The 21965-nt window shown below is 63.9% G+C and carries 20 protein-coding genes; 16 read left to right on the top strand and 4 right to left on the bottom strand.

Annotation, left to right across the window (positions count from 1 at the left end; translation table 11 throughout):
• Positions 1 to 51 precede the first annotated feature (51 nt).
• The 4 genes from AB0N72_RS00615 to AB0N72_RS00630 are packed head-to-tail and all read left to right on the top strand — an operon-like array spanning position 52 to position 5472.
• Complete coding sequence (locus AB0N72_RS00615; RefSeq protein ID WP_363931357.1) at positions 52 to 2739, top strand: GNAT family N-acetyltransferase; 2688 nt, start codon at positions 52 to 54, stop codon at positions 2737 to 2739.
• 57 nt (positions 2740 to 2796) lie between these two features.
• Positions 2797 to 3522, top strand: a complete 726-nt coding sequence (locus tag AB0N72_RS00620) for a DUF5998 family protein (RefSeq protein WP_363931358.1) — start codon at positions 2797 to 2799, stop codon at positions 3520 to 3522.
• Positions 3519 to 4739, top strand: coding sequence for a nucleotide pyrophosphatase/phosphodiesterase family protein (locus AB0N72_RS00625; RefSeq protein ID WP_363931359.1), 1221 nt, complete (start codon positions 3519 to 3521; stop codon positions 4737 to 4739). Before AB0N72_RS00620 ends, AB0N72_RS00625 begins: the two co-directional genes overlap by 4 nt.
• Positions 4732 to 5472 (top strand): thymidine kinase, encoded by a 741-nt coding sequence (locus tag AB0N72_RS00630; RefSeq protein WP_363931360.1) that lies wholly within the window; start codon positions 4732 to 4734, stop codon positions 5470 to 5472. Before AB0N72_RS00625 ends, AB0N72_RS00630 begins: the two co-directional genes overlap by 8 nt.
• A 12-nt stretch (positions 5473 to 5484) precedes the next feature.
• On the opposite strand, the gene sepH is transcribed toward AB0N72_RS00630, so the two are convergent.
• Entirely contained in the window at positions 5485 to 6801 is a 1317-nt protein-coding gene (sepH, locus tag AB0N72_RS00635; protein WP_363931361.1) for a septation protein SepH, read from the bottom strand.
• Between the two features lie 288 nt (positions 6802 to 7089).
• Between sepH and AB0N72_RS00640 the strand changes: the two genes are divergently transcribed.
• Positions 7090 to 7389: a DUF4193 domain-containing protein gene (locus tag AB0N72_RS00640; protein WP_363931362.1), complete on the top strand. Its 300-nt coding sequence runs from the start codon at positions 7090 to 7092 to the stop codon at positions 7387 to 7389.
• 26 nt (positions 7390 to 7415) lie between these two features.
• Here the strand turns inward: AB0N72_RS00640 and AB0N72_RS00645 are convergent, their stop codons facing one another.
• Positions 7416 to 7913: a DUF3093 domain-containing protein gene (locus AB0N72_RS00645; RefSeq protein ID WP_363931363.1), complete on the bottom strand. Its 498-nt coding sequence runs from the start codon at positions 7911 to 7913 to the stop codon at positions 7416 to 7418.
• 94 nt (positions 7914 to 8007) lie between these two features.
• Between AB0N72_RS00645 and dut the strand changes: the two genes are divergently transcribed.
• From dut to AB0N72_RS00665, 4 genes are all read left to right on the top strand, one after another.
• On the top strand, positions 8008 to 8538 hold the full coding sequence (gene dut / locus AB0N72_RS00650) for a dUTP diphosphatase (RefSeq protein WP_363931364.1): 531 nt from the start codon (positions 8008 to 8010) through the stop codon (positions 8536 to 8538).
• Positions 8539 to 8619: 81 nt separating this feature from the next.
• Entirely contained in the window at positions 8620 to 9378 is a 759-nt protein-coding gene (locus AB0N72_RS00655; protein WP_363931366.1) for a DUF3710 domain-containing protein, read from the top strand.
• Positions 9371 to 9748 (top strand): hypothetical protein, encoded by a 378-nt coding sequence (locus tag AB0N72_RS00660; RefSeq protein ID WP_363931367.1) that lies wholly within the window; start codon positions 9371 to 9373, stop codon positions 9746 to 9748. Before AB0N72_RS00655 ends, AB0N72_RS00660 begins: the two co-directional genes overlap by 8 nt.
• Positions 9745 to 10536, top strand: a complete 792-nt coding sequence (locus AB0N72_RS00665; RefSeq protein ID WP_363931368.1) for a DUF3159 domain-containing protein — start codon at positions 9745 to 9747, stop codon at positions 10534 to 10536. The genes AB0N72_RS00660 and AB0N72_RS00665 overlap by 4 nt, the downstream gene beginning before the upstream one ends.
• Here the strand turns inward: AB0N72_RS00665 and AB0N72_RS00670 are convergent.
• The gene (locus AB0N72_RS00670; RefSeq protein WP_363931369.1) at positions 10503 to 11237 is read right to left on the bottom strand and encodes an NAD-binding protein; all 735 of its coding nucleotides are present in this window, start codon (positions 11235 to 11237) and stop codon (positions 10503 to 10505) included. The genes AB0N72_RS00665 and AB0N72_RS00670 overlap by 34 nt on opposite strands.
• Positions 11237 to 11908 (bottom strand): TrkA family potassium uptake protein, encoded by a 672-nt coding sequence (locus AB0N72_RS00675; protein WP_363931653.1) that lies wholly within the window; start codon positions 11906 to 11908, stop codon positions 11237 to 11239. Before AB0N72_RS00675 ends, AB0N72_RS00670 begins: the two co-directional genes overlap by 1 nt.
• Before the next feature lie 114 nt (positions 11909 to 12022).
• On the opposite strand from AB0N72_RS00675, the gene AB0N72_RS00680 reads away from it, so the two are divergent.
• The 7 genes from AB0N72_RS00680 to AB0N72_RS00710 all read left to right on the top strand — a co-directional run bounded on the left by AB0N72_RS00680 (position 12023) and on the right by AB0N72_RS00710 (position 21943).
• Complete coding sequence (locus tag AB0N72_RS00680) at positions 12023 to 13999, top strand: APC family permease (RefSeq protein WP_363931370.1); 1977 nt, start codon at positions 12023 to 12025, stop codon at positions 13997 to 13999.
• Positions 13996 to 15372 carry a TRAM domain-containing protein gene (locus AB0N72_RS00685; RefSeq protein WP_363931371.1) on the top strand — a complete coding sequence of 459 codons (1377 nt, stop codon included), beginning with the start codon at positions 13996 to 13998 and terminating at the stop codon, positions 15370 to 15372. The genes AB0N72_RS00680 and AB0N72_RS00685 overlap by 4 nt, the downstream gene beginning before the upstream one ends.
• Before the next feature lie 231 nt (positions 15373 to 15603).
• Complete coding sequence (acnA, locus tag AB0N72_RS00690; protein ID WP_363931372.1) at positions 15604 to 18411, top strand: aconitate hydratase AcnA; 2808 nt, start codon at positions 15604 to 15606, stop codon at positions 18409 to 18411.
• Positions 18412 to 18591: 180 nt separating this feature from the next.
• Positions 18592 to 20565: a 1-deoxy-D-xylulose-5-phosphate synthase gene (gene dxs / locus AB0N72_RS00695; protein ID WP_363931373.1), complete on the top strand. Its 1974-nt coding sequence runs from the start codon at positions 18592 to 18594 to the stop codon at positions 20563 to 20565.
• Positions 20562 to 21131 carry a DUF402 domain-containing protein gene (locus tag AB0N72_RS00700; protein WP_363931374.1) on the top strand — a complete coding sequence of 190 codons (570 nt, stop codon included), beginning with the start codon at positions 20562 to 20564 and terminating at the stop codon, positions 21129 to 21131. The genes dxs and AB0N72_RS00700 overlap by 4 nt, the downstream gene beginning before the upstream one ends.
• Entirely contained in the window at positions 21128 to 21688 is a 561-nt protein-coding gene (locus AB0N72_RS00705) for a hypothetical protein (protein ID WP_363931375.1), read from the top strand. Before AB0N72_RS00700 ends, AB0N72_RS00705 begins: the two co-directional genes overlap by 4 nt.
• A gap of 30 nt (positions 21689 to 21718) precedes the next feature.
• Entirely contained in the window at positions 21719 to 21943 is a 225-nt protein-coding gene (locus AB0N72_RS00710) for a hypothetical protein (RefSeq protein WP_363931376.1), read from the top strand.
• The last annotated feature ends 22 nt before the right edge of the window (positions 21944 to 21965 follow it).

Here is a 21965-nt window from a genome sequence, read left to right on the forward strand (position 1 = left end):
GTGGTGGATCCTCGAAAGTCGTACTGCGGATGTATTAGCTAGGCTAAGCCTATGGTGGATCAGCCCGGCGTCGGCATTTATCCGGAATATTGGGAGGCCGATGTCGTCCTGCGCGACGGCGGAACCGCCCACCTTCGCCCCATACGTCCCGAAGACGCCGACGCCCTGCAGGCCTTCCATGCGGGCCAGTCCCAGGCCTCTATCTACATGCGGTTCTTCTCCTTCAAGCCTCGGCTCTCCGGCAAGGAAGTCCGGCGTTTCACGGAAGTGGACCACATCAACCGCGTGGCCTTTGTCATCACCATCGGTGGCGAGATCATGGGCATCGGCCGCTATGACCGGCTCGATGATCCGAGCGAAGCGGAAGTGGCCTTCAACATCTCCGATGCCCACCAGGGCCGCGGCATTGGCTCCATCCTGCTGGAGCACCTGGCCGTGGCGGCCCGCGAGAACGGCATCCGGCGGTTCACCGCCGAAGTCCTGCCTGATAACCGCAAGATGCTGATGGTCTTCGCCGACGCCGGCTACGACCTCAAGCGCCAATTCGACGACGGCGTCGTAAGCGTCGAGTTCAACATCGACCCCACGGAAAAATCACGGGCCGTGATGGAGTCGCGTGAGCACCGTGCCGAGGCGCGCAGCGTGCGCGACCTGTTGTCGCCGTCGTCCGTGGCCGTCATCGGTGCCAGCCGCAAGTGGGGGACCGTTGGCTACCAACTCCTTGAGCACATCATCGAAGGAGGGTTCAAAGGACCGGTTTACGCCGTCAATCCTGAAGCTTTTGAACTCGCGGGCATGATGTCGTTCTCGAAACTCTCCGAGATACCTGACCCGGTCCAGTTGGCCATAGTGGCGGTTCCCTATGAGGAAGTGCCCAAAGTGGTGGATGAGTGCGCTGGGGCCGGCGTCAAGGGGATCGTGGTGGCCACGGCGGGATTCGCCGACGACGGTGAGCGGGGCTTGGCGCGCCAGCACGAGTTGGTGCGGCGGGCGCGTGCAAACGGGATGCGCGTGATCGGTCCCGAGTCGCTCGGTATCCTGAACACCCACCCCGCGGTGTCCCTGAATGCATCGATGGCGCCCACCATGCCACCTCGCGGAAGCCTGGGCCTGTTCAGCCAATCGGCCGCCGTCGGCGTGGCGGTCTATGCGGCTGCCAGCCGCCGACGCCTGGGTTTGTCATCCTTCCTCTCGGCCGGCAACCGGGCTGACGTCTCCGGCAACGACCTCATGCAGTATTGGGAGGACGACGCCGATACCTCCGCCGTGGGCTTGTACCTTGAGTCCATCGGCAACCCGCGCAAGTTTTCGCGCCTCGCCCGCCGCCTGTCCCGCAGCAAGCCCGTGATTGTCGCCAAGTCCGACGTCACCGGACTCAGCCTGCCGCCGGGCCATGAGGTCAGGACCACGCAAGCCCCGTCCGCGGCGTTGGATGCCATGATGCGCCAGGCCGGCGTCATCCGCGTTGACACCATCGAACAACTCATGGACATTGCCCAGATTGCTTCCTCCCAGGCACTGCCCCAAGGCCCGGGAGTTGCGGTGTACTCCAACTCCGTCGCCTTGGCGAAAGTGGTGGCGGACAGCGCCGTACCGCTGGGCCTGGATGTCAACCGCCTGGTGACCGATGTGGACCTCGACGCCGGTATGTCCCTTGCGCTTCCGGCGCTCCGGACCAGCCTCCTGGAGAGCCTCGCGGACGAGTCCGTCCACGCCGTAGTGGCCGCTCTTCTCCCGGCCCGCGGCCTGACCGTGGAGTCCTTGGCCGGTGTCCTCGCGGAGTGCGCCGCGGAAGCGGGAAAGCCCGTTATTGCCGCCTTCACCGGAATCCTGGATCCCGCGGTCCAGGTGGAGGGGATGGTGGGTGCTGCGGCCAAGCCGCCGCTGCCCTGCTACTCCAACGCCGGAGCAGCAGTCTCGGCATTGGCTGCCATTGTCAAGTACGCCCAGTGGCGGGACCGCGACCAGGGACTTTTCGTGGAACCTGAAGGCTGCGACCTCGACGGCACCAGGGACACCCTGGCGGCCATGCTGGCCGGCGTCACGGGCGAAAAGATCAGAAAGCTCGACGCCGGCGCAGCTGCGGCCCTGCTGGCCGGCTACGGTATCGCGGTGCTGCCCAGCTTTGGTTTTGGCACGGACGAGGAAGCCATCAGTGCCGCTGAGACTGCGGGCTGGCCGGTAGTGCTGAAGACGACGGACCCGGCCCTTCGGCACAGGCTCGACCTCGGCGGCGTGCGGCTGGACATCCAGGACGCCGAATCCCTGCGGCAGAACATCGCACAGATGCGCCGGGTACTGGAGCCTTACGGATCTCCGGCCCTGGAAGTGCAGGCGATGGCTCCGGTGGGCCAGGCCTGTACTTTCCGTGCCATGGAGGACCCGCTCCTGGGCCCGGTGGTGTCCTTCGGCTTGGCCGGCGACGCCGTGAACCTCCTGGATGACTGGGCCCACAGGGTGCCACCACTCTCGGCCGCAGACCTCCACGACGTCATTCGTTCGCCGCGGGCCTCCCGGAAGCTCTTCGGATACCAAGGTCTTCCGGCCGTGGACGCAGCAGCCCTTGAAGACATCGCTGCCAGGCTTGCCAAACTCAAGGACGACCACCCTGGGATTGCGTTGGTGGAGTTCAACCCCGTCCTTGCCGGGCCTGCAGGCGCTACTATCCTGGGGGCCGAAGTATGGATCGGCAACGCAGCCCAGCGTACGGACAGCGCCCGCCGTGCGATGCGAAGTTAGCCACAGGAGCGGGGCGCGCAGTTAGGAAGTCACCATGCGATCTGTGAAAATGGGGGAATGAGCACCCAGTCTCCGACGCCTCAATCCCGCCCGTCCACCACCGGGAACCACACCGCGCACAACCACAGTTCGCAGGGACAAAGCCTGGAGCAGGCCCTGCAACAGGCCGGTTTCTATCCCCGGTTGGTGGCCGACGTCGTGGATGATGCTTTGGACGGACGCGAGTGCCTGTCGCACCTGGTCCACCTCGAGACGCATTTTGACCGCGCCGAGGTGCGGCGGCACATTACTGTCCTGGTCCTCACGGAGGACATGCTGGTGATTACTCATGTGGACGACCAGCAGCTGGACGAGGCCGGCGAACAGATCGTTGCCCAGATCTCCACCGAATCGGTCCCCGTTGCCCAGATCCGTTCTGTGGTCCTCAGCTACATGTACTCCCAGCCGCAGAACTACAAGTCGTCCGATCCTGTCCGTGAGCTGACCGTATCCATCGCCTGGTCCGGCGGCCAAAGGCTGGACATGGGCCCGGCAAGCTGTGGGGATCCCCAGTGCGAGGCCGACCACGGCTACAGCGGAACCATCGCCCAGGAAGACATCGTGCTGCGTATCAGTGCCGAAGCCGATGGGCTGCAGGCTGTCCAGGATGCCAAGCTCTTCGCCCGGGCCCTCCGTGCGGTCAACACCGGCAACCCTGCTCCTGTCCAGCACTCCAGCATGCCGGCCCCCAGGCCGCGTTCGGGCGTCTTCAGCAACCGCCTGAGCCGTGGACACCAGCGTTGAGCGATACCGCGCAGACCCCTGTGTCAGTGGCCAATGCGGCAGTTGACCTTCCAGCACCGCCGCTTTTCGGGACCAGATCGATCGCGGAAGTCCTGACAAGTTCTGCTGCCGCCCTCGGGGTCCCGGGCTTCAGCAATCAACTCCAGCTGCCTTCCAGCCAGAGGGTTTGCGTTGTCCTGGCCGACGGACTGGGAAGGAACCTGCTGAAGCAGAAGGCTTCCCATACGCCGTTCCTGCGTTCGGTGATGTCCGCGGGCCAGGGAAACGTCCCGCCATGGATAGATTCTGCGTTTCCGAGCACCACGGCCGCTTCCCTGGCGAGCCTGGGCACAGGGCTGCCGGCCGGCCAGCACGGGATGGTGGGCTACGACGTCCTGGACCCTGCCCAGGACAAGGTGGTCAACCTCCTTGGAAACTGGGACCCACAGGTCGATCCTGCGACGTGGCAGCCCCACGCCACGGTCTTCGAACGCGCAGCCGCGGAGCTGGACGTCGTCACGGTGAGCCTGCCCCAGTTTGGCAATTCCCCCATGACACAGGCGGCCCTGCGGGGCAGCCGTTTCGTTGGGGGGACGTCGCTGCACGCCCGTACCTCTGCCGCCGGCGAAGCCATGTCGGGCGGTGGCCGGTCCCTGATGTACTTCTATGTCAACGAGCTCGATAAAGCCGGTCATCGCTACGGTTGCCAGTCCGATCGCTGGGAGCACCAGATCGAGGAGCTTGATTCCACGGTAAAACGGCTCTCCGCGTCCCTGCCGAAAGGAACCACCATCCTGCTCACCGGTGACCACGGCATGCTGGACGTGCCGGAATCCCAGAGGATCGACTACTCCGCCGACGCGTCGTTGGTGGCCGGTGTCCGGCACACAGCAGGGGAACCGCGCATGGTGCACCTTTACCTGGAGCCTGATGCCACGGACGCCCACCGCGCTTCGCTGGTTGAGGCCTGGCGTCGGCGCTTCGGCGAGAGGATCTGGGTCTTTACCCGCGACCAAGCCGTGGCTGCAGGGTTGTTCGGGGAGGTCCTCCCGGGGGTGGCTCCGCGGATCGGCGATGTCATGGTCGCAGCCAGGGACACGCTGGCCCTGTACGACACCCGTCGTGCCCGGCCGGCCTCGCTTGAGGTGGTGGGCCAGCACGGTTCACTGACCCGGGCTGAACGCGAAGTACCGCTCCTCTGCTTTGCTGCGACCGGCAGGCAGGGCAGGCGTGGCTGAACTGGTCTTCTTCTCCGGCACCATGGACTGTGGAAAATCAACGTTGGCGCTGCAAATGGACCACAACCACCGTGCACGGGGACGCGGTGGCGTGCGTTTCAGCCGCAACGACCGAGCAGGCGATTCCACGATCTCCAGCAGGCTGGGCCTGCAGACCGACGCCGTGGAAGTCGAAGACGGAACGGACTTCTGGGACGAAGTGGTGATTCGCCGCACCAGTGGGCTCCGCGTGGACTACCTCATCTGTGACGAAGCCCAGTTCTACTCGCCGGCCCAGGTTGAACAGTTGGCGCGCGTGGTGGACGAGATGGACGTGGATGTTTTCGCCTTCGGAATCACGTCCGATTTCCGTACCAGGCTGTTTCCTGGCTCGCAGCGGCTCATTGAGCTGGCTGACAGAGTCCAGGTCCTGCAGGTAGAGGCACTGTGCTGGTGTGGCCGCCGGGCAACGCAAAACGCGCGAACACTCAACGGCATCATGGTGGTCGAAGGTGAGCAGGTCATGGTGGGCGATGTCGCTTCCACCGCCGCTGAGGGCCCGTCCCATGACCCGCCGGATGCCGGCGTCGTGGGCTACGAAACCCTCTGCCGGCGTCACTACATGCGAAGGGTAACGGCTCACGGTGCCAACCTCATGGCTGGCGGCGATCAACCACTGCCCTTCGACATCGATGCATGCCTTTGGCCCGGTGCTGGACAACCGGGTGCAGGACAACCGGGTACGCACCGCTAATATGCGGAAGCGCTAGTCTCCGCGCGCTCCAAAAACGATCTCGTCCCAACTGGGGATGCTTGACCTTTTGGGGCGTGCCGGCTGGCGTTCTGCCGGAGCCCCGGCGTGCTGCTGGACGTCCGGTTCGCTGGACTCTTCCGCCGAAGCTTCGTCCGTGGGCAGGTCTTCCGGACGCCCGGAAGGGGCCTCGCTCGCCGGACCGCCACCGAGCAGCTCGTCAAGCCCCGCCGGTTTGCGGCCCGTCAGTGGACTGACAGGGCGGATCGGGCCGGCGACTACCGTGATTTCACGGGTATCGGTGCTGACGCCGTTGTGAAGCTTCAGCGAATCGTCCTCATCGTCGGCTTCGACATGCCTTGGTGCAAGGCTCAACCGGGAAAGCATTGACGGCCGTCCATCCTTGCGTGCGGGCTCCTCTTCGGCGGGAGCGGTGGACGCTGCGTCGTCAAGGCCGCTTTCTTCCGAAACGCCGGCTGTGTCCTCGCCCGGCCTCGGGTGGGCTGCAGGCACGTTGCTCAACAGGACGGCCAAGGCGTCGTCCCCGTCTTCATCCACGCCCAAGCGTTGGCCTCGGCGTGAACGGAGCATCTCCAGGAGGCTGTCCGACTCCTTGGCGGAGGCACGGGCGGCCGTTTCGGCGTCCGTCTCAAAATCGAAGGGCCGGTCCGAGACCGCGGCAAGCCTTCGGGCGGGCACCGGGCCGTCCAACGGCTCCAGTTCGCTGAGCTGTTGGGCCCAGCGGTTGGCGTTGTGCAATGACTTCCGTTGAGGGCTGAAAGTCCACATTGCAGGGGGCTCCTCGCCAATGCTGGCGTGGGCGCCGGGAACGGCGTCGAACCTGGCAACCACCGTCCAGGAGCCGTCGGAGCGGCGCCATGAATCCCATTCGACTGTCGATGAATCGATGCCGTGTGCAGAGAGCCTGTGGTCCACCATTTCGCCAAGGGTGGCCGGGGCGTCCCCGAAGGCGGACCGGTATGCGTCGTGGCCAGGAGCTGGGGCAGCTACTTCAATGGCGCGGGCCTGCCGGGCAACGTACTCGCGCTCGGCGAGGACGGGACCTTCGTATCGCTGGACATTGGCAAGCGGCAGGCCTGAGAGCTCAGCCACTTCGGCCGCCGTCGCACCGCTGCGGATCCTGGCTTGAATGTCCCTCGGTGACATGGCGATGGGTGTGTTGGAGGCGCGGGCGGCTACCTGGGCCGGGGTCCGGCTCGCTGCAGCCCTCAAAGCCTCGTCGATCGGTAGCTGGAACATCGCACCGCCCGGGCCGCTTAAGAGCAGGTGCCCGCCGTCGTCGTGGACGCCTACCAGCCGTAGATCCTGCATAACACCCTCCACCACATGGCATAACTGACATTCGAAACTCTGCCACCCACCGGGGGCATTTCCTACTAGGAGCGAGGGCGTGCCGTGATTTTCCGCAGAAACCCCGCGCGTATCCGAAGGAATACCGGTCCACGGGAGGGCTATGGACTTTTGTTGACCAGCGGAGGACAATCTGCCCGATATCGGGCACAAATCCGGTGCGTCCGGTGTTGCACCCATACACCGGCAGCACCGAGCATGCCGGCCCCTTATCCCACCCATAACTGGTATGGAGGACGAAGAAAGACAATGGCCACGGATTACGATGCTCCCCGGAAGACCGAGGAAGACGTCAGCGAGGATTCCCTGGAGGAGCTCAAGACGCACCAGTCCGGGAAACAGTCCTCAGCGGTGGATGTCGACGAGACCGATCTTGCCGAAGGATTCGAACTGCCGGGAGCCGATCTCTCCGGGGAGGAACTGCTGATCCAGGTCATGCCGCCGCAGCCTGATGAGTTCACCTGCTTCAACTGTTTCCTGGTCAAGCACAAATCCCAGATTGCCGCCGAACGTGGCGGTCACTTGTACTGCACTGAATGTGAAAGCTAGCCGGCAGTACGGTTCCGGTAACGGGCTCAGGCGCGGGGCGTAGCCAGGGCTGCGACGAGCTCATCCGGCCTGCGGGAAGATGCGAGCCAGTAGGGGGTGCGGTCGGCGGGGTCCGTGATCTCGATCTTGACCACGGGGTCTATCCAGCCGCGGAAGCACATGTAGGCCAGCCCGTTCAGGCGGGGGCCTCGTTCAGCGGTGGCTTCGGCCTTCTTGAATGCCTCCACCGAACCCACGAACGAACGGTCGATGCTCGCGCGGCCCACGCGGACAGTGTCCGTGGTGACTGTGATAGTGGGGGTGGAAAGCACCAGCATGGTGGTCATGATCGCCAGCAACGCGAGGGCGGCAATGATTCCGGCAGTGGGGCTGATGGGCCCGAACATCAGCAGGCCCGCGCTTGAGAGGCCTGCCACCACAATCCAGATCCACACCGACGGCCACAACTTCTCCGTGTACAGGACCCCGGAATCGGAGGGGGTGTTCCGGGCAGGCACGGGGGAGGACTGGTCAGGCGTAGGCATGTACCCAGCTTATCGGGCCGCCGACCCCCGCGCGTCCGCGAAGGCATCGCCGCTCCTGAAGCAGGCAGTGCCAATAACAGTAGAATGAACCACTGTGAGTAACGAGACCGCAGTATTCAGTAAAGACGCCGCCGGCCAGGATGCGGACACCACCGCAACGTACGGAGCCCCCACCTTGGACGTGCAGCTGAAAATGCTCGACGCCGGCCTGGAAGCGCCGTCCTACGCGCACCCCGGCGATGCCGGAGCCGACCTCCGCGCCCGCGGAGACGTGCATCTCGCCCCGGGTGAGCGGAAGCTCGTTCCCACGGGAGTGTCCATCGCGCTGCCCGATGGCTTCGTCGCCCTCATCCATCCGCGCTCCGGCCTTGCCACCAAGCATGGCCTCACCGTGGTCAACGCTCCCGGAACCGTTGATGCCGGGTACCGGGGCGAGATTGCCGTGACCCTGCTCAATACGGACCAAAGCAACGCCATCAGCCTCAAGCGCGGCGATAGAATTGCACAGATGGTAATTCAGCGCGTCGAGTACGCGCGGTTCGTTACCGTAGACCAGCTGTCCGAATCTGTCCGTGGCACGGGCGGTTTCGGGTCCACCGGCGGATTCAACGCACCGAAGGCCTGAGCCTGGCCACGTGCGTGGTTAACGTGGACCAACGTGGTTGCGGTTTACTTGGGGATAGACCACTAATAAGGAGAAAACCCAATGCTCTTTGGGCGCGGCAAAAAGTCCAGGACCGAGCGGCTTGACGCCCCCGGCACCGTCGAGGAATCCGTTACCGGGGCGCAGGATCCTCAAGCCAATGAGGCAGGCGTGCGTGGTGACTTCCGGCTCGGGAAAGGTCCGTTGGACGTGGACGAGATCGACAGCCGCGAAGGCTACGTTGACCTTGGCGCCCTCCTCATTGCCCCCTCTGAAGGCCTCCAGCTCCGTTTGGAGGTCGAAGAAGCCACACAGCGCGTGGTGGCTGTGACCTTGGACCTGGGCGGTTCCAGCCTGCAGCTCCAAGCCTTTGCGGCCCCTCGCTCGGAAGGCCTGTGGGACGAAATCAGGGAGCAGATCACCCAGTCCGTAGCCAGCCAAGGGGGCGAAACCGAGGAGATCCAAGGAGACTTCGGGCCGGAGCTTGTTGCCAAACTGCCTGCCGAAGCTGCTGATGGGTCCAAGGGTTTCCGCGCTGCCCGGTTCATGGGCGTGGACGGACCGCGGTGGTTCCTCCGGGGTGTCCTGGGCGGACAGGCGGCATTGGAGCGGGACGCCGCCGCCGACTTGGAGGAGCTTTTCCGCCGGGTAGTAGTGGTCCGCGGCGACAACCCGATGCCGCCCCGCGAACTGCTGCAGCTGCGCTTGCCCAAGGATGCGGCCGTTCCCGGCCAGGGTGGCGCTCCCCAGGGCGCCGTGCCGCCATCGGACCCGGCCATGCAACAGCCCGAGCGGGGCCCGGAGATTACCCAGATTGGCTGATTCGCCGGGCCACGGTGGAGTGGCAGCCCAACTTCCCGGGGAACGGGGGGTCCGTGACCTTCCCGAGCGGGGAAGGGCAACCTGCACCGGGATCATCGAATCGGTCACGCACCAGCCGCCCAGTACACAACCGTTCTTCTCCGCCATGGTGGTGGACGCCCTTCGGCCTGGCATCGAATCATCGGCGTCGACCGGGGGAGCCAGGAAGCCCTACGACCGCCTTCGCGTTATCTGGCTCGGCCGGACACGCGTCCCGGGCATCGAAGCGGGCGTGGAACTTCGCCTCAACGGCATGGTGACGCAGCTTGACGGCTTCCCTGCAATGTTCAACCCGCGCTACGAAATACTTTCCCGTCAGGAGCACTTATGACCGTGGCCAAAGGATCCGAACCAAAGGACACCGGTCCGTCCTCGCCCCAGCACGGCGATGCCCCCCACCCTGGGGAGCCCAAGCCTGCCACTGAGGGCCCGCGAATGTCCGAACTCGCGGCAGGGTACGCCGAAAAAGCTGGTCTCCACCGCAACAGCGCAGGCCACGTCGACATGCTGAAGTCAGCTGGTGGCGTGCAAGGAATTGCCGAGAGCATCTTCCCAGGGCTTGTCTTCCTGGTGGCCTTTACCCTCACGCGGGACCTGACGCCGTCGCTCATCGCTGCCTTGGCTGTTGCCGCTGTCTTTACCGTTGTCCGATTGATCCAACGGCGTCCGCTCACGCAGGCGTTGGCCGGAGTGGTCGGCGTCGGGATTTCGGCCTGGTTGGCCAATACGACGGGCAAAGCCGAGGATTTCTACGTCCTGGGGTTCTTCACCAACATCGCCTACATCGCCGCCATGGTGCTTTCCATCGTGCTCAAATGGCCGGTGGCAGGCCTGCTTTTTGGATTCGTGCGCAATGAGGGGCTCGAATGGCGCAAGGATCCCGAGCGGCTCCGCGCCTACAAGCTCGGTACGTGGATCGTGGTGGCCGTACTGGCCTTGCGCCTGGTGGTGCAAGTGCCCCTGTATTTCATGGGCGAGGCCGGATTGACCGCCCTTGCCACCACCCGGCTGCTCATGGGCGCACCCCTTTACATCCTGGGCTTGTGGGTGGCTTGGCTGGTGACCAAGCCCGCCGTCACGTCGCCTCAGCCGTCGAATCCGTCGTCGTCAGAAGCCTGATCCGCTTCGACGCCGTGGTCGCCGGAACCTTGGCGTGCTCCTGAGTTCTTCGACAACAACGCCCGCAAGCCGTCTTCGGCTGCGATGGTGGTGACGAAGAAGAGTTCGTCGCCGCCGTCCAGGACGTCGTCGCGGGTGGGAGTGATGGGGGCCTGGTCCCGGAGGATGGCCACCAGCGTGGCGTCTTCGGGCCATTCGATGGCACCTACCGTACTTCCAATCACGTGTGAGTCGTGCGGCACCGTGAACTCGACGATCGACGCCACGCCTGTTTGCAGCGTCAGCAGGCGCACGATGTCGCCGATCTCCACCGCTTCTTCCACGAGGGCTGTCATGAGCTGGGGAGTATTGACGGCCACGTCAACGCCCCAGGAGTCGTTGAACATCCAGTCGTTCTTCGGGTTGTTGACGCGTCCTACAGTGCGTCCCACGCCGAATTCGGTCTTGGCAAGCAGGGAAACCACCAGGTTTACTTTGTCGTCGCCTGTGGCGGAAACCACGACGTCGGCATCGTCAAGTTTGGCGTCCTGCAGGGTGCTCAACTCGCAGGCGTCGCCCACCAGCCATCGAGCGCCGCGGAGTCCGCTGCGTCCTATCACTTCGGGTTTGAGGTCAATCAGCAGGATTTCGTGATGGTGGGCCAGGAGCTCACGGGCAATGGACGAGCCAACGCTGCCGGCGCCAACAATGACAACTTTCACTAAGACTCCTTGGCGGGTGCTTTGGCGAGGATCCGGCTGATCTCGGATGTTCGTTCAAGGTTCAACATGGCGTGGACCGTGTCGCCTTCCTGATAGGCGGTGCCTGCTTGCGGAAGCAGGCCCTCGCCGAAGCGGGTGAGGAAGGCGATACGGATGCCCGCGGCTTCCTCGATGGAGCTGAGCCTGTGGCCTATCCAATCCTGGTGGAGGTCCACTTCGGCCAGGACCAGGCGGCCTGAGGGTTCCCGGTAATCGCCGGCAAGATGCTGCTCAGGCAGGATCCGGCGCAGGACCTGGTCGGCGCTCCAGCGAACGGCCGCAACAGTGGGGATGCCCAGGCGTTGGTAGATTTCGGCACGTCCGGGATCGTAGATGCGCGCCACCACATGGGCGACATGGAAAGTCTCGCGGGCTACCCGGGTAGCCAGGATGTTCGAGTTGTCGCCACTGGAGACCGCTGCGAAGGCATAAGCCTCTTCGACGCCGGCCTGCTTGAGGGTGTCGCGGTCGAAGCCCACACCGGTGACCTTGCGCCCGGTAAAGGACTTCCGCAAGCGGCGGAAGGCCCGTTCGTCCTGATCGATGATGGCCACCGAGTGGCCCGCATCCTCCAAAGTGTGTGCCAGGGTCGCGCCAACACGCCCGCAACCCATGATCACGAAGTGAGCCACCATGTCTCCTAATGTGTGTCGTCCCTGCCGCTCGGTATGACTTTACCGTTGCCGCGCGGCCAAGTACGCCTTCGCCGTCATGACATCGCTGGGTATTCAGAGTAGCTTTGCGGAGTGCTGACAATTTTGAATGCCGCGAAGCGGGTGCTGGTGGGCCGGCCTGTCCGGAACGACCGCCTGTCCCACACGCTGTTGCCCAAACGCATCGCTTTGCCGATCTTCGCCTCTGACGCCCTGTCCTCGGTGGCGTACGCCCCGGATGAAATCCTGCTGACGCTGGCACTTGCCGGCGTCAGCGCGGTGGCGTTCTCTCCGCTGGTTGGCCTTGCCGTCATGGTGGTGTTGCTCACAGTCGTGGCGTCCTACCGCCAGAACGTCCACGCCTATCCTTCCGGTGGCGGCGACTACGAGATCGCGAACGTCAATCTTGGCAAGTACGCAGGCCTTACCGTTGCTTCGGCATTGCTGGTGGACTACGTCCTCACTGTTGCCGTATCCATGTCCTCGGCGGCGACGTACCTGACCACCGCCATCCCGTCCCTGCACGGGCAGCAAGCGCTGATTGCCACCATTGGTGTCACGATCCTCGCGCTGGTCAACCTGCGCGGAATCAAGGAGGCGGGCACGGTCTTTGCCGTCCCCACCTACATCTTCATGGCATCGATCCTTGGCATGACGGCCGTGGGTATCTTCCAGGCTGCGACAGGCCAGTTGGGGGAGGCGCCGTCAGCGCAGTTCACCATTGTTCCTGCGCCGGGATTCGATGAAGGCCTGGTTGGCCTCGCCGGAGCCTTCCTGTTGCTTCGCGCCTTTTCCTCGGGTGCTGCCGCGCTGACCGGCGTGGAAGCCATCAGCAACGGCGTGCCGAACTTCAAGAAGCCCAAGAGCAAGAACGCCGCAACCACCTTGCTGCTCCTCGGCGTCATCGCCGCTTCAATGCTGGCGGGCATCCTGTACCTGGCCAACGCGACCAAGGTGCACATTGTCCTGGACCCCGCCAAGGAGTTCCTGCTGGACGGCAAGGCACTTCCTGAGGGATACATCCAGACACCGGCCATCAGCCAGATTGCCGACACCATCTTCGGCGCGGGCTCCATCCCCTTCTACGTCGTCGTAGCTGCCACGGGCATCATTCTGGTGTTTGCCTCCAACACGGCGTTCAACGGGTTTCCGGTGCTGGGCTCCATCCTCGCCCAGGATGGCTACCTTCCCCGCCAGCTGCGAACCAGGGGAGACCGGCTCGCGTTCAGCAACGGTGTCCTGGCCCTGGCAGCCGGGGCGTTGGTGCTGATTCTTGCCTTCAACGCAGATGTCACCAAGCTGATCCAGCTCTACATCGTGGGTGTCTTCATTTCCTTCACGGCCAGCCAGCTCGGCATGATCAGGCACTGGGGCCGTGAGCTGAAGCTGGCCAAGGACAAGGCTGTCCGGCGCAGGATCATCAAATCCCGCACCATCAACATGATGGGCTTCGGAATGACGGCGCTGGTGCTGGTCATTGTCCTGATCACCAAGTTCGAACAGGGCGCATGGATTGCCTTGCTCGCCATGTTCATCCTCTTCCTCATCATGTGGAGTATCCGCGCCCACTACGACAACGTTGCCAAGGAACTGGCCGTGGACGAGGACTCCTCTCCCCGTGCCCTTCCAACCCGTGTCCACGCGGTACTTTTGGTCTCGCACGTCCGCAAGCCGGTCCTCAGGGCGCTGGCCTACGCCCGGGCCTCACGGCCATCGCGGTTGGATGCAGTGACGGTGGACATCAACTCCGAAGAGACCGAGCACACCGTCAGGGACTGGGAAAAGCTGGAAATCCCTGTTCCCCTGACAGTCCTGGCCAGCCCCTACCGCGAGACCGTGACACCGATCATGGACTACATCAAGAACATGCGCCGCGACTCACCACGGGACCTCATCGTCGTCTACATCCCGGAGTACGTGGTGGGCAAATGGTGGGAACAGCTGGTGCACAACCAGACAGCACTCAGAATCAAGACGAGGCTCCACTTTGAACCTGGAGTCATGGTTGCCAGTGTTCCCTGGCAGCTGAAGTCGTCCGAAGAAGCAAAGGCACTGCAGGATACCCAATGACTTTCCACAGCAATCCGTCCCACACGGGACAGAGCAATACCCATGAAAACCAGGCAGTGGAAGGTGAGGAGCTCGTCGTCGCGATCGGACCGATCGCCCACGGCGGACATTTCGTTGCGCGCCACGAGGGCCGCGTCATCTTTGTGCGGCATGCGGTTCCCGGTGAAGTGGTCCGCGTCCGGTTGACCGACTCCGGTGACTCGTCGCGCTTCTGGCGGGCCGACGTCGTCGAGGTCCTGGAGGCCTCACCCGATCGGGTTCCGCACTTTTGGAAAGCCGCGGACTCCTTGGGCTCCTGGAAACGCGGCGCGCCGCCGGTAGGTGGCGCCGAGCTGGGACACATCTCGCTGAAGCGTCAACGCGAGCTGAAAGCGGAGGTGCTGGCCGAGCAGCTGAAGCGGCTTGCGGGCCTGGAACTCGCCACCGAAGTGGAAGCTGTAGGAGAAAATCACGACGACGGACTGGGCTGGCGTACGCGCGCCAGCTTCGCGGTGACCTCCAAAGGCCGCTTGGGCATGCACGCCCACCGATCGGACATGGTACTTCCCATCAAGGAAATGCCACTGGCACTTCAGGGGATCAACGACCTCCGGCTCTGGGACCTCGATCTTTCCGGTATTGCTCGCGTAGAGGTTGCAGTTCCGGCCAATGGTTCCAGGCCGTTGGTGCTGTTGGCTCCGGAGGAGGGCACCAGCCCCAAAAGGTTGCACAGCGTCGTGTCCCAACTGCCGCACGAGGTGTCAGTGGCAAGCTTCGATCCGGTCAGTGGAGACGTCCGGCAATTGCGGGGGAGGACCTGGGTTCAGGAGAGCGCCGCAGGCCACGAGTACCGCGTGACCGGTGAGGGTTTCTGGCAAATCCACAAAGACGCGCCAGAGACGCTGGTTGGCGCGGTGACCGGCTATCTATCCCAGGGCGGGTACTTGCAGCCCGGCGCTGCAGTTGCCGATCTCTATGCCGGTGCAGGGCTGTTCACGGCACCGCTGGCAGACGCCGTGGGGGTCACGGGGTCGGTGCTTTCCGTCGAAGGCTCCCCGGGCACCAGCCGCGATGCACGCAAGAACCTCCACGAAGCACCCCAGGTGGAGATCGTCCAAGGACGGGTGGAGCGTGTGCTGCACCAGCGTGCCCGGAGCTTCGACTCCCTGGTGCTTGATCCTCCGCGGGCGGGCGCAGGCAAAGCGGTTGTCAAGCAACTGATGGCCACCGGACCCCGTGCCATCGCATATGTGTCCTGTGACCCTGCGTCCTTCGCGCGTGATCTGGGTTACTTCCACCAAGGCGGGTGGCGCCTTGAGTCGCTGCGCGCCTTCGACCTTTATCCCCACACCCACCACCTGGAAACGGTGGGCTTGATCGTTCCCGCCGCATAAGGTGGGCGCCGCCCGCCCGCGGGACACCGCGGGCGGCGCGGCTTTGGCGGCTCCCTGCCCCCGGCGGAGATAATGCCACTACGATGGGCGTAGTAGTCCCGTTCCACTGGATGCGAAGGCCTCCGGGGCGGGGTGACCAACAGAGATGCCGCCCGGCTAAGTAAGGTGCGCCTAACTGGCTAGCGGCCAACCACGCGACAAAGATGAAACTGTTGCGAGAGGAGTCCTGCCATGAGCACTGTGGACAGCTTCGGTTCCAAAGGCGTACTGAATGTAGCCGGCACCGACTATGAAATTTTCCGGTTGAACTCCGTAGAGGGCGCAGACAGCCTTCCGTTCAGCCTTAAGGTATTGCTTGAAAACCTCCTGCGGACTGAGGATGGCGCCAACATAACGGCTGACCATGTCCGCGCCCTGGCCGGTTGGGATCCCAACGCGGAGCCCGATACGGAAATCCAGTTCACCCCGGCACGTGTCATCATGCAGGACTTCACTGGCGTTCCCTGCGTCGTTGACCTGGCCACCATGCGTGAAGCCGTCAAGGAACTGGGCGGTGACCCCAAGCGCGTCAACCCGTTGGCGCCTGCAGAAATGGTCATCGACCACTCGGTCCAGATCGATGCCTTCGGCAACTCCGGCGCGCTGGAGCGCAACATGGAGATCGAATACCAGCGCAATGGTGAGCGCTACCAATTCCTTCGCTGGGGCCAGACCGCGTTCGATGACTTCAAGGTTGTTCCCCCGGGAACCGGCATCGTCCACCAGGTCAACATCGAATATTTGGCACGCACCGTCATGACCCGCGAAGTCGACGGCGTTCTCCGGGCTTACCCGGACACCTGCGTGGGAACCGACTCCCACACCACCATGGTTAACGGCCTTGGCATTCTGGGTTGGGGCGTTGGTGGCATCGAAGCCGAGGCAGCAATGCTCGGCCAGCCCGTCTCCATGCTGATTCCGCGCGTCGTGGGCTTCAAGCTCAACGGCAGCATCCCTGCCGGCGCGACCGCTACCGACGTCGTCCTGACCATCACCGAAATGCTGCGCAAGCACGGTGTCGTTGGCAAGTTCGTGGAGTTCTACGGTGAAGGCGTTGCGGCTGTGCCGCTGGCCAACCGCGCAACCATCGGCAACATGAGCCCGGAATTCGGTTCCACGGCTGCCATGTTCCCGATCGACGACGTCACCTTGGACTACCTCCGCCTGACCGGTCGCTCCGAAGAGAACGTCGCCCTCGTGGAGGCGTACACCAAGGAACAGGGCCTCTGGCACGATCCTTCCCGCGAACTGCGTTTCTCCGAGTTCCTCGAACTGGATCTCTCCACTGTGGTTCCCTCCATCTCCGGCCCGAAGCGTCCCCAGGACCGCATCGAGCTCACCGATGCCAAGGAGCAGTTCCGCAAGGACATCCACAACTACGTCTCCATCGAAGACGGCAGCGTGGACGAGGCCCTGGACGAGTCCTTCCCGGCCTCGGACGCTCCGTCCTTCACGCACGCTGATTCCCACACCACCGAGACGGACCGCGTGTTCTCGGCCGCCAACGGCTCGCACGGCCGCCCGTCGTCGCCGGTCAAGGTCACCACGGCCGACGGCCGTGAGTTCGAACTGGACCACGGTGCGGTATCGATCGCCTCGATCACCTCCTGCACCAACACGTCCAACCCGTCGGTGATGCTCGCTGCAGCCCTGCTGGCGCGCAACGCCGTCGACAAGGGCCTCACGTCCAAGCCGTGGGTCAAGACCTCCGTCGCACCCGGCTCGAAGGTAGTCACCGACTACTACGAGAAGTCCGGACTGACCCCGTACCTGGAGAAGCTCGGCTTCTACATCGTGGGTTACGGCTGTGCCACCTGCATCGGTAACTCCGGCCCGCTCGAGCCGGAAATCTCCGAGGCAATCCAGGCCAACGACCTCTCGGTAACGGCAGTCCTTTCGGGCAACCGTAACTTCGAAGGCCGCATCAACCCGGACGTCAAGATGAACTACCTGGCTTCCCCGCCGCTGGTCATCGCCTACGCCCTGGCCGGTTCCATGGACTTCGACTTCGACACCGATGCCCTGGGCACGGACTCCGAAGGCAACGAAGTCTTCCTGAAGGACATCTGGCCGAACCCCACCGAGGTCCAGGAAGTCATCGATTCGTCCATCGACGAGGGCATGTTCGCCAAGGGCTACGAAGGCGTCTTCGACGGCGACGAGCGCTGGAAGGCGCTCGACACCCCCGCTGGCGACACCTTCGCCTGGGCCGAGGACTCCACCTATGTCCGGAAGCCCCCATATTTCGAGGGCATGAAGGCCCAGCCGGATCCCGTCAAGGACATCTCGGGTGCCCGCGTGCTCCTGAAGCTTGGCGATTCCGTCACCACTGACCACATCTCCCCGGCCGGTTCCTTCAAGTCCGACACCCCCGCCGGCCAGTACCTGCTGGCAAACGGTGTGGAGCGGAAGGACTTCAACTCCTACGGCTCGCGCCGCGGAAACCACGAAGTCATGATCCGTGGCACGTTCGCCAACATCCGCATCAAGAACCAGCTCCTGGACGGCGTCGAGGGTGGCTTCACCCGCGACTTCAGCCAGGAAGGTGCTCCGCAGGCATACGTCTACGACGCTGCGCAGAACTACCAGGCCGCGGGAACGCCCCTGGTGGTCCTGGCCGGCAAGGAGTACGGTTCCGGTTCCTCGCGTGACTGGGCAGCCAAGGGCACCGCGCTCCTGGGCGTCAAGGCAGTCATCGCCGAGAGCTACGAGCGCATCCACCGCTCCAACCTGATCGGCATGGGCGTTCTTCCGCTGCAGTTCCCGGCAGGAGAATCGGCAGCCACCCTGGGCCTGACCGGTACCGAAACGTTCGCAGTTGAAGGCGTTACCGAGCTGAACAACGGCACCACGCCGAAGACGCTCAAGGTCACGGCGACGGCTGAGGATGGCACCTCGAAGTCCTTCGACGCCGTCCTGCGCATCGATACTCCGGGCGAAGCTGACTACTACCGCAACGGCGGCATCCTGCAGTACGTACTGCGCCAGATCTCCGCTTAGCGAATCCGGCTGGATTACAGCCGATTCCGGTGCCACGCAGCCCCGGCTGGTCGTTTGACCGGCCGGGGCTGCTGGCGTTCGGGAGATTCCCGCCCCATCGATGCGAAGCCAGCGGAAAACACGCGGACGCCGGGCACGCGCTAAAGTTAACGAGCACGTCATTCACCCTAAGGAGGGCCGTTGGGACTTTTGGAAACCGTCAAGGATCCACAGGACCTGGCCAAACTGTCCGGCAAAGAGCTGGAAGAACTGGCCGGCGAAATCAGGGAATTCCTGATCACCAACGTCGCCGCGACAGGGGGCCACCTGGGCCCGAACCTGGGTGTGGTCGAACTTACCCTCGCCGTCCATCGTATGTTCGATTCCCCGCGGGACAGCATCGTCTTCGATACAGGGCACCAGTCCTACGTGCATAAACTCCTGACCGGCCGCCAGGACTTCAGCACCCTCCGCCAGCAGGGCGGCCTCTCAGGCTACCCGGAACGTGCCGAGTCAGAGCACGACATCGTGGAGAGTTCACACGCGTCGTCCTCGCTGTCCTGGGCCGATGGCATCTCCCGCGCCCGCCAGTTGACCGGCGAAGGCGACCGGTTCGTCGTCGCGATTGTCGGCGATGGCGCGTTGACCGGCGGGATGACCTGGGAGGCCATCAACAACATTGCCGCTGACAAGCGGCGCCGCGTCGTGATCGTGGTCAATGACAACGGCCGCTCATATGCCCCCACAGTCGGTGGTTTGGCCGACTACCTTGCCTCGCTGCGCCCCACCATCGACTCGCTTCGCACGGCACCGGCCTACGAGCGCATGCTCGATTGGTGGAAAAAGAAGCTGCAGAATGGCGGCCCCGCCGGCCAGTTCACCTATAAGAGCCTGCACGCCATGAAGAAGGGCATCAAGGACTGGTGGGCCCCGCAGGGCATGTTCGAGGACCTCGGCATGAAGTACATCGGGCCGGTGGACGGACACAACCTCCAAGCCCTGGAACACGCGTTGAACACCGCCAAGGCCTACGGCGGACCGGTAATCGTGCACGCCATGACGGAAAAGGGCCACGGGTATGCACCGGCGCTTGCCAACGAGGCCGACCAGTTCCACGCTGTGGGCATTATCGACCCCGAAACAGGGGAGTCCACGGAAACCCCGGGAGCCAGGTCCTGGACCTCAGTATTCGCCGAGGAGATCGCGGACATAGCCGATGAACGCGAGGACATCGTTGGCATCACCGGGGCCATGCTCATCCCGGTCGGCCTGCACAAGTTCGCCGAGCGCCACCCCGAGCGCGTCATTGACGTAGGTATTGCCGAACAGCACGCCCTCACCTCTGCCGCTGGTATGGCTTTTGGTGGCCTTCACCCGGTTGTTGCCGTGTACGCCACCTTCCTGAACCGGGCCTTCGACCAGCTCCTCATGGATGTCGCCTTGCACAAGGCCGGTGTCACCATCGTGCTTGACCGCGCCGGCGTGACGGGACCCGATGGGCCCAGCCACCACGGCATGTGGGACATGGCCATGGTGCAGATCGTGCCCGGGCTGCATTTGGCTGCCCCGCGTGATGCCACCCGGCTCCGGGAGGAACTGCGGGAGGCCGTTGCCATCAACGATGCTCCCACCGTGGTGCGCTTCTCCAAAGGCAGCGTCGGCTCGGAAGTGGAAGCCATCGAACGGCTTCATGACGGTGTGGACATCCTCGCGCGGCGGCCTGAGGGCTCCACCGAGAACGACGTCCTGATTGTCAGTGTGGGTGCGATGTCCGAGCTCGCCCTGGATGTGGCCGGACGCTTGGGAGCACAAGGAATCAGCTCAACGGTGGTCGACCCGCGGTGGGTACTTCCCGTCCGGAAGTCGATCATTGCCCTCGCCGCCCGGCACCGGTTGGTGATCTGCATCGAGGACGGGGTACGCGCCGGAGGCGTCGGTTCCCGCATCCGTCAGGAAATGCGTGCAGCAGGCGTGGACACCGCCCTTAACGAAGTCGGTTTGCCGGTGGAGTTCCTGGTGCACGGCTCCCGTGGCCAGGTACTGGAACGTGTCGGCCTGACCGCCCAAAAAATCACGCACGACGTCGTTGCGCAGGTTTTGGGGACTAAAGTCCCCTTCGCGAGGCCCCTCCCGGGCCAGGAACACCCCACTACAGGCAGCTTGCCCACCCTGTGAGGACGGATCGCGGACCGGGCGCGCTGCAGCCCGGGGACCTCGTCGTGGCCCGCAACAGGAAGTGGGATGGCACAGCCCACTGGGTGGTTCCCGGCCGCTATCTGGGCGAAGACATCCATGGTTGGTGGATCTTCCAAGGTGCGGGGGAGTTCTGTTCCCGCCCTGGTGCGGCCTTTTACACCGCCTCCGATTGCTTGTTGTTGGTTCCGCGCGCGGGTGAGTTCGTAGTGACCTTTTACGACGATAGCTACCCCGGCGACTTCCGCATCTACGTGGACCTGGCAACCGCGCACGACTGGACGCCGATCAAGCCTGGTGTGACCGAGTTCCACATGATCGACATGGATTTGGACGTCATTCGCTCCACCACGCACGGAGTGTTCGTCGATGACGAGGACGAGTTTGAGCAACACCGGGTGGCCATGGGTTATCCGGACGAAACGGTGAATGCCATGCGCACCGAGTGCGCAGCGCTTTTCGAAGCAGTGGACACCATGAAAGCACCATTCGATGTTGCAGGCCCCAACAGCGCCAGCGCCGAGTGGTTCAGGAAAGGACGCGCATGACCGGCATCATCCGGACGTACAAGACAGACGACGAGGGTGTCCTTCACTTTCGGGAAGCCTGGTATGACGAGGAAGACCAGCAGTTCGTGGTCAACCACGGCGTCGTCGGCCACCAAAGCAAGACCAACGAAACCGGAGTGGACGACGAGTCCGCCGTTGAAGGACTGATGACCGCGTTCGCTGCCCAGTGCGAGGAGGACGGCTATGCGGAGATCCCCGATTCCGAGCAGTTCTGGGTGGTGGCGCAGATTGCGCTGAAGACCAAGGACGGCACCGAACGGGACCGCCACCTCGAGAGAAAGGCCAAGGCTGCCCTGACCGGCGAACTGGCGTGGCGTGGCCTGGGAATCGTCGACCGTTCCGAAATCGGCAACGGCCACCTCAACATCTTCTGCCTCTGCCCGGACGTCAACAAGGCCGTCAACGCCATCAAGATTTGCGTCCGCGGCGAAGACCTGGACTTCACCAAGCTCACAGTGGCGGCCGCGCCCCCTGGCGATCCCACGGCTTTCAAGGTCAAGCACTCGCCGAAGCAGGGTCTGGGCTTTAGTCTCTAAGTAGCACCCAACGCATCAGGAGGGATCCCCATGTCATCCAAGAGCAATTGGCCAGGACATACGCCTCTGCCCAAGGGCCTGGCGGCACCTGCCAGGCGGGCCCTGGCCCACCAGGGCATAGAAACCTTGGAACAACTGGCGGAGTACGGGGACGGGCAGATCTCCAAGCTCCATGGCATGGGGCCGGTGGCGATCGCCCAGCTCGAGGACGCACTGGAAGAGTCCGGTATCCCTTACGGAGCCGCCGGCAGCTAGTTTTGGTTGCCCGGGGTGACCA

Source organism: Paenarthrobacter sp. NPDC089307 (genome assembly GCF_040685055.1).
In the GTDB taxonomy this organism is placed as follows: Bacteria; Actinomycetota; Actinomycetes; order Actinomycetales; family Micrococcaceae; genus Arthrobacter.